7 protein-coding genes are annotated in these 7,103 nt (G+C 70.0%); 6 read left to right on the top strand and 1 reads right to left on the bottom strand.

What is annotated here, in order from left to right; genetic code table 11:
- Positions 1-377 precede the first annotated feature (377 nt).
- Positions 378-1,526 carry a glycosyltransferase gene (locus HY726_06875; GenBank protein ID MBI4608710.1) on the top strand — a complete coding sequence of 383 codons (1,149 nt, stop codon included), beginning with the start codon at positions 378-380 and terminating at the stop codon, positions 1,524-1,526.
- A gap of 9 nt (positions 1,527-1,535) precedes the next feature.
- Here HY726_06875 and HY726_06870 read toward each other — a convergent pair whose 3' ends face one another.
- Entirely contained in the window at positions 1,536-2,129 is a 594-nt protein-coding gene (locus tag HY726_06870; protein ID MBI4608709.1) for a hypothetical protein, read from the bottom strand.
- An 85-nt stretch (positions 2,130-2,214) separates the two neighbouring features.
- Between HY726_06870 and ilvD the strand changes: the two genes are divergently transcribed.
- The 5 genes from ilvD to HY726_06845 all read left to right on the top strand — a co-directional run bounded on the left by ilvD (position 2,215) and on the right by HY726_06845 (position 7,091).
- Positions 2,215-3,888 carry a dihydroxy-acid dehydratase gene (gene ilvD, locus HY726_06865; protein ID MBI4608708.1) on the top strand — a complete coding sequence of 558 codons (1,674 nt, stop codon included), beginning with the start codon at positions 2,215-2,217 and terminating at the stop codon, positions 3,886-3,888.
- Positions 3,889-3,972: 84 nt separating this feature from the next.
- Positions 3,973-5,040 (top strand): hypothetical protein, encoded by a 1,068-nt coding sequence (locus HY726_06860; GenBank protein ID MBI4608707.1) that lies wholly within the window; start codon positions 3,973-3,975, stop codon positions 5,038-5,040.
- A 150-nt stretch (positions 5,041-5,190) separates the two neighbouring features.
- Positions 5,191-5,460, top strand: a complete 270-nt coding sequence (locus HY726_06855) for a hypothetical protein (GenBank protein MBI4608706.1) — start codon at positions 5,191-5,193, stop codon at positions 5,458-5,460.
- Positions 5,461-5,481: 21 nt separating this feature from the next.
- Entirely contained in the window at positions 5,482-5,706 is a 225-nt protein-coding gene (locus HY726_06850; GenBank protein MBI4608705.1) for a hypothetical protein, read from the top strand.
- 218 nt (positions 5,707-5,924) lie between these two features.
- A complete protein-coding gene (locus HY726_06845; GenBank protein MBI4608704.1) occupies positions 5,925-7,091 on the top strand; it encodes a hypothetical protein in 1,167 nt (388 codons plus the stop codon).
- The last annotated feature ends 12 nt before the right edge of the window (positions 7,092-7,103 follow it).

The following is a 7,103-nucleotide window of genomic DNA, read 5'->3' as shown; positions in this document are numbered from 1 at the left end:
TAAGCACCCCCGAGGAGAATCGGAGGGCGCCTGGACGGCCCCCTCCGATGCCTCCCCCAGAAATGGCGGTTCGAGCTGAGGGGCTGCCGACGAGCCGCAGGCATGGCAGTTCGAGCCGACGCGCTTCGGCGCCGGCAGTTTCATCGCCTGCGCCAGCGAGGAGGCGAGGCCCGAGCAAATCAGACGGAGGCGAGACCCGAGTTGGTTGCGCGGGCGAAGCCCGCGCTCGGAGGGCATTACTCCGATGCGCTCCTAGCCTGCCCGCGCGCTCCGCCCGGACCGAGCGGGGGCATTGCCCGGCGGGAGCGACGGGGCTAGAATCGGGTCAGGCCGCCCTCGATCTTCTACCCGCAGGTGCGGGTACCGCTCAGGGAATCATGGGCACGAGCGCGCCGCGCGTCTTGATCCTCACGGCCAGCTATGGCTCGGGCCATAACCGGGCGGCCCGGGCGTTAGCCGCGGCCTTCGCCGCTGCCGGCGCCCAGCCGCGCGTTGTCGACCACTTCCGTGAGCTGGTGCATCCAGCCTTCGATCGCCTGAGCCGCTCGCTCTACTACTGGATCCTCCGCTGGGCGCCGCCGCTCTGGGGCGGGGCCTACTGGCTGGGCGACCAGCTTGCGGTTTCCTCGCCGCTTCTCCTCGGAATGAGCCGCCTGGGGGCCCGCAAGCTCCGGCGCCTCCTGCACGCGGAGTCTCCGGACTTCGTGGTCTCTGTCCACCCGACGCCCGCGGGTGCGCTCTCGGAACTCCGGGCGCGGGGCCTTTGCCCGATTCCGCACGCTACCGTGTTCACCGACTTCGTCGCGCACACGCAGTGGATCCATCCGGGAGTCGACTGGTACTGCGTCCCCTCGGAGGCGATCAAGAACGATCTGACCGCCCGGGGCGTGCCGCGCGAGCGGGTCGTGGTGACCGGCGTGCCGATCGCGCCCGACTTCCTCCAACCCGTGGACCGGGCGTCGGCCCGCTTGGCCCTGGGGCTCTCGTCCCGGCTTCCGGTACTCCTCGTGATGGCCGGCTCCCTGGGATCGCTCGGAGGCCTGATGGCGGCGGCGCGCGTCATTAGCGAGCTGCCGGTTTCGACACAGGCGCTCTTCGTGACCGGCCAGGATCCCCGGCTCGCCGCGAAGCTCAAAGCGATGTTTCGCGAGGCCGAGAGACGGATCCGGGTGTTCGACTACACGGACTCCGTGCGCCAGCTGATGGCCGCGGCGGACCTCCTCGTGAGCAAGGCCGGGGGCGTGACGCTGGCCGAGGCGCTGGCGGCGGAGCTGCCCATCGTCTGCTTTGGCTCGCTTCCCGGGCAGGAGTCGCGGAACGAGCGGTTCGTGGGCATGACCGGGGTGGCGCTCCGCGCCCAGACCGCTGCCGACCTGCGACAGGCCCTCTCCCTGGCCCTCGCCGGCCCCGAGATCCTCCAGAACCTGAGAGTGAAGATCCGGGAAGTGCGTCGCCCCGATGCGGCCCGGGCGGTCGTCGAGCGGGTGCTCGGGAGCGCGCGTCGGATTGCGGAGCGCGCCTCCTGACCCCGAGCGCTACGGGCTCGCTTCGGGCGCCGCCCCGCGCGCCGGAGCGCAGTGCTCGGGGCCGTAGCGGCTGAGGAGCCCGTCCCGCGAGATCCAGATGGCGCGGGCGTCGGTGAAGCGGTGGCGGCGGGCTCCGCGGCGCCCGCGCGGGTGGTAACGCGCCAGCAGCGCGCGCTCGTAGGCCGCCACGACCCGGCTCCAGGTCGAGCTGCGGAGCGGTAGAATCTCGAAGCCCGCGCGCTGGGTTCCCGCGTGCATGATCGTCTGTGTCGTGAACGCCTGGACGCCTGCATAACGGTCGGTGTCGAGGACCTGGCGCGCGAGTTCTCTCAGCGAGGCGACGAAGGCGCGCCGGAATCTGAGCCCGGCGATCGGAGTCTGGCTGCCGTCGCCGTGGAACGCCGCCACGCGCTCGTTGTCGAGGTGGATGATCCCGATCCTGTCGCCGCGCCGGACGGCCGTGCCGTCCCTCAGCACAACCGTCGGACCGCGGTGGCGGCGGACGGCGACCCGCACCACCGGGCCCGCCCCCGCGGCGGGGTCCCTGAGCCCGTGGAGCCAGCGGTAAGCCACGTCGTAGCAGCGCAAGAGGAGCCCGGGCACGGCGGCCCAGTGTCACACGCCCCCTGGAAGTCGGTCAAGGCGTGCGGTAGAATCGGCCCAGCTTTTTTCCCCACAAGGAGGCGCCATGAGCTTCGACCCGAGACACAAGAGCCGCACCCTCCTGGAAGGTCCGGACCGCGCGCCGGCCCGCTCCTACTTCAAGGCCGTCGGCTTCACCGACGAGGATCTCCGCCGGCCGCTGGTGGGCGTCGCACACTGCTGGATCGAGGTGACGCCGTGCAACTGGAACCACCGGAAGCTGGCGGATAAGGTCAAGGAGGGGATTCGCGCCGCGGGAGGGACCCCGATCGAGTTCAACACGATCTCCATCACCGACGGGATCGCCATGGGGACCGAGGGCATGAAGGCGTCGCTCATCAGCCGCGAGGTCGTGGCCGACTCCGTCGAGCTGGTCGCGCGCGGCCACCTGTTTGACGGGGTAGTCGGGATCTCGGGGTGCGATAAGACGATCCCGGGGATGGTCATGGCCCTGGCCCGGCTCAACCTTCCGGGCCTCATGCTCTACGGTGGCTCGATCATGCCGGGCGAGTACGGCGGCCGGCCGATCACCGTCCAGGACGTCTTCGAGGCGGTGGGCGCGTTCAACGCGGGAAAGCTCTCGGCCCAGGACCTTTACGGGATCGAGAGCCGCGCCTGTCCCGGCGCGGGGGCCTGCGGTGGCCAGTACACCGCTAACACCATGTCCACCGCCTTCGAGATGCTCGGCATCTCCCCCATGAACTTCAACGGGGTCCCCGCCGTGGATCCCCGGAAAGACGAGGTCGCCTTCGAGTGCGGGAAGCTGGCGATGGAACTCCTGCGGAAGGGCGTGACCCCGCGTCAGATCGTCACGCGCAAGGCGCTCCTGAACGCCATCGCCGGCGTGATGGCCACCGGCGGCTCGACGAACGCGGTGCTCCACCTCCTCGCCGTGGCGCGGGAGGCCGGGGTCAGGCTGACCATCGACGACTTCGACCGGATCGCGCGCCGGACGCCGGTCCTGGCCGACCTGAAACCGTGGGGCCGCTTCTCCGCGCCCGACATGTACAAGGCCGGCGGGATGGCCCTGGTGGCCAGCCGCCTCCTGGGCGCGGGCCTCCTGAACGCAAACGAGATGACCGTGACCGGGCGCACGATCGGGGACGAGGCGCGCGCGGCCCGGGAGACGCCGGGGCAGCAGGTGATCGCCCCGCTCTCGAAGCCGCTCAAGCCGACGGGCGGACAGGTCATCCTGAAGGGGAACCTGGCTCCTGAAGGCTGCGTGGCCAAGGTCGCCGGCCACGAGCGCACGGTCCACCGCGGCCCGGCGCGGGTCTTCGATCGCGAGGAGGACGCCTTCGCCGCGGTCAAAGCCGGGAAGATCAAGCCCGGGGACGTGATCGTGATCCGCTACGAGGGCCCGAAGGGCGGCCCCGGCATGCGCGAGATGCTGGCGGTGACCGGTGCCCTCGTCGGGGCCGGGCTCGGGGACTCAGTGGCGCTGATGACCGACGGCCGCTTCTCGGGCGCGACCCACGGCCTCATGGTCGGGCACGTGGCCCCCGAAGCGGTCGTAGGTGGGCCCATCGCGGTGCTGAGGAACGGCGACACGATCGTGATCGACGTCAAGCGGCGTCGCCTCGACGTGGAGCTCGCGCAGGCCGATCTCCGGAAGCGCCTCCGCGCCTGGAAGCCGCCCAAACCCCGGTACACGACGGGCGCCATGGCCAAGTACGCCCGCCTGGTTTCCTCGGCCTCCGGGGGCGCCATCACCGGCTGACGGCGTCGCCGAGTCGGTTCTTCCTGACTGCCCGATCCCTCCGTCGCGCTGAGGCGGGAGGCATTTCCCGGGAGCACGGGTTCCATGGAACTGGTCTCGGAAACTCTGACCCTCGACGATTACGAGGCGGCGGTCGAGCTGTTCTACGAGCGGAACTGGACCGACGGCCTCCCCGTCGTCCTTCCGACGCGCCGCCGGGTCGAGGCGGTGCTCGAGCACGCCAGGCGCGATCCCCAGGAGAGCCTGGGGCCGGTCCCGCCCAAGGGCGGGGAGGCCACCATCGAGAAGCTGGCCATCAACGCCGTGATGGGCGGCTGCCTCCCCGAGTACTTCCCGGTCGTTCTCGCCGCGATGGAGGCCCTCCTCGATCCCGCCCACAACCTGAACGGCGTCTCCCAGACCACCCACATGTGCGTCTCGCTCGTGATCGTGAACGGCCCGATCGCGCGCCAACTCGGCTTCAACGCCCGCGACGGCGTCTTCGGCAACGGCTACCGCGCCAACGCCGCCGTCGGGCGTGCGGTGCGGCTCGCCCTCTGGAACCTGGGCGGCGCCGTGCCCTGGGAGACGGACAAGTCCACGCTCTCCCACCCCGCCGAGTACGCCTTCTGCATCGCCGAGGACGAGGCCGGAAGCCCGTGGGAGCCGTTCCACCTCGAGCGCGGGTGCCCTCCACACTCGGACGCGGTGACCGTCTTCGCCTGCGAGGGACCCCACAGCGTCTTCTGCTACGGGACGCCCGAGGAGATGCTCCACGTCCTGGTGGACTCGATGCGCCAGCTCGGGAGCAACAACATCCACGTGCTTGGCCAGATGCTCGTCGTGCTGAACCCGCTGAACGCCGAGGAGTTCGCGCGGCGCGGGTGGTCCAAGGGGGATGTCCGGCTCTACCTCTGGGAGCACGCGCGCCGCTCCGTCCGCGATGTCCGGGCCTGCGGGCTGGTCCACGAGCAGTTCAGGAAGATGGAGCGTGATGCCGGTCGCTACCCGCTCAGGTATGATCTGGACAACCCGGATACGATGATCCCGGTGACGGCGAGGCCCGAGGATCTCCACCTGATCGTGGCGGGCGGCCGGAGCTACTTCGCCGCTGTCCTCCCCGGCTGGGGAGGCTTCGGCGGCTATGCTGTGACGCGCCAGATCCGGCGCTAGCAATCGGAGGGGGCCTCGACGGCCCCCTCCGAAGCCTCCCGCCGGGGAAGCTTGCGCCGGCCGGGTACCCGCGCTGAAAGCGCGGGTGGGCGCTCGAACTCCGGTTAGGCCCACGTGCTCCCAGCGGTGGAGCGGAGTCAGGAGGGGAAGATGGAGATTCTGGTTCCCGTGTGGCCCGCCCGGTCGGGACCGCGGGCCCCGAAGCGGCGCCCGCGCCAGCTCAGGGGCGCCTCCATCGCGATCGTCGACGACAACCTGGACGCCGCCTTCACCGGTCAGCTCGAGGCGGTCCTTCAGACGCGGACAGGAGCCCACGTGCGGCGCTGGCTCAAGCCCTCGGGCACGGCGCCGGCCCCGAAGGAGCTGATCGAGGAGGTGGCGGGCTGGGCGGATGCCGCCATCGTCGGCGTCGCTCTCTGAGGATCGTGCACGTCGGGCAGTGTGCTCGACGCGGCGGGGTTGGAGAAGAAGGGAATCCACACGGTCACGGTCGCCTGGGACACCTTCGAGCACGCCGCCCGGAGCCAGGCCCGGCTCCAGGGCGTCCCGGACCTTGAGCTGGTCGTGGTCGCGCACCGCGAGGGCGGCGAGACCGGCGACGACCAGGCGAAGAAGGCCGAGGCCGCCCTGCCGGCGATCCTCGCCAAACTGGTCGAGCCGATCTAGGACAATCGGAGGGGGACACCCACGCCTTCGGCGTGGGTACCCGGGCCCCCTCCGAGGCCTCCCCCATGAATGGTGGTTCGAGCCGAGGGGCTGCCGACGAGCCGCAGGCGAGGAGAGCCCCGAGGCGAGGCCCGAGTTGGTTGCGCGGGCGAAGCCCGCGCTCGATGGGCGTTACTCCGACAAGGGAGGAGCCGACAGTGAAACAGGTCCGGAGGTCCATGAGAATCGCGGTCGGTGTAGTGGTCCTGTACGGGCTGGGCGTGGGCCCCCTCGGCCTGGCCCCGCGCGAAGTCCCGGCCCAGCCAGCGGCTCAGGATCGCCTCTATGTCGCGGCGCAGGACAAGCTGCTCGTGCTGGACCCCGCGAGCCTCAGGGTTGTGAAAACCGTGACCGTGCCGGGCAGCATGGGACCCTCCGGTGTCGCGACAGCGGACGGGAGGCGACTCTACGTGAGCAATTCGGCTCGCCGGGGCGTGATGGTCATCGATACCGCGACCCACGAGATAATCGAGCTCGTGTCAGTCGGCATCAACCCGGTCGGTCCGATGCTCCTGAGCCCCGACGGCAGGACCGTCTGGGTCATGAGCGAAGAGGCTGTGTCGGTGATCGACGCGACGACCCACAGGCTCCTGGCGCGCGTGCCCGTGGATGACGGAGTGAGCGGCGGGATGACCTTCGCCCCCATTGGCGACTCCTGGCGCGCCTACGTGACAAATCCGAAGGAGCATTCGGTCCTTGTCATCGACGCGGAAAAATTCGGCGTCGTCGCGCGTATTCCGGTCGGCACGCGGCCGTGGCGCGGGGTCGTGTACTCCAAGCTCAGCAGGAAGGTGTATGTGGCCAACACCGGGAGCCAGGATCTCTCGGTGGTCGACGTGGCCACGAACACGGTCGCCAAGACCCTCCCGCTCCCGCGGCCAGGTTTCAACAGTATCGCGATCACGCCGGATGGGAGGTTCCTCTTCCTGGATAGCCGGTACTCGCGGAAGGGCGGGGATAGCCAGCTCGTGGTTGATGCCTCGACGGACTTGCTCGTCGCGACCATCGACGTCCGCCCGACAGGAACGTCGTCGCCCGCCAATCCGAGCCGGCTCGTCTTTACTCAGGACAGCCGGCTCGGCCTGTCGATCCACAAGACAAGTCCGCATGTCACGGTGATCGACGTGCCGGGCCTGAGAATCCTCAAGACCATCGAGCTGAAGCCGCTCAGCGACAAGGTCCTCTATCGGTGTAGCGTGACGCTGGCTCCCGACGGGAAGACCGCATATGTCACGAGCGCGGTGGAGGAAACGATCACCGTGATCGATGTCGCCACGCTCGCGGTCCGAGCGGTTGTGAGGACCCACGCGCCGACCTGCGGGATGCACTACGTGCAGCGGCGGTAACGCGAGGGCTCC

Source organism: Candidatus Rokuibacteriota bacterium, from assembly GCA_016209385.1.
In the GTDB taxonomy this organism is placed as follows: domain Bacteria; phylum Methylomirabilota; class Methylomirabilia; order Rokubacteriales; family CSP1-6; genus JACQWB01.
Note: the sequence above shows the minus strand (reverse complement) of the source record. Positions and strands in the feature narration are given on the sequence as shown.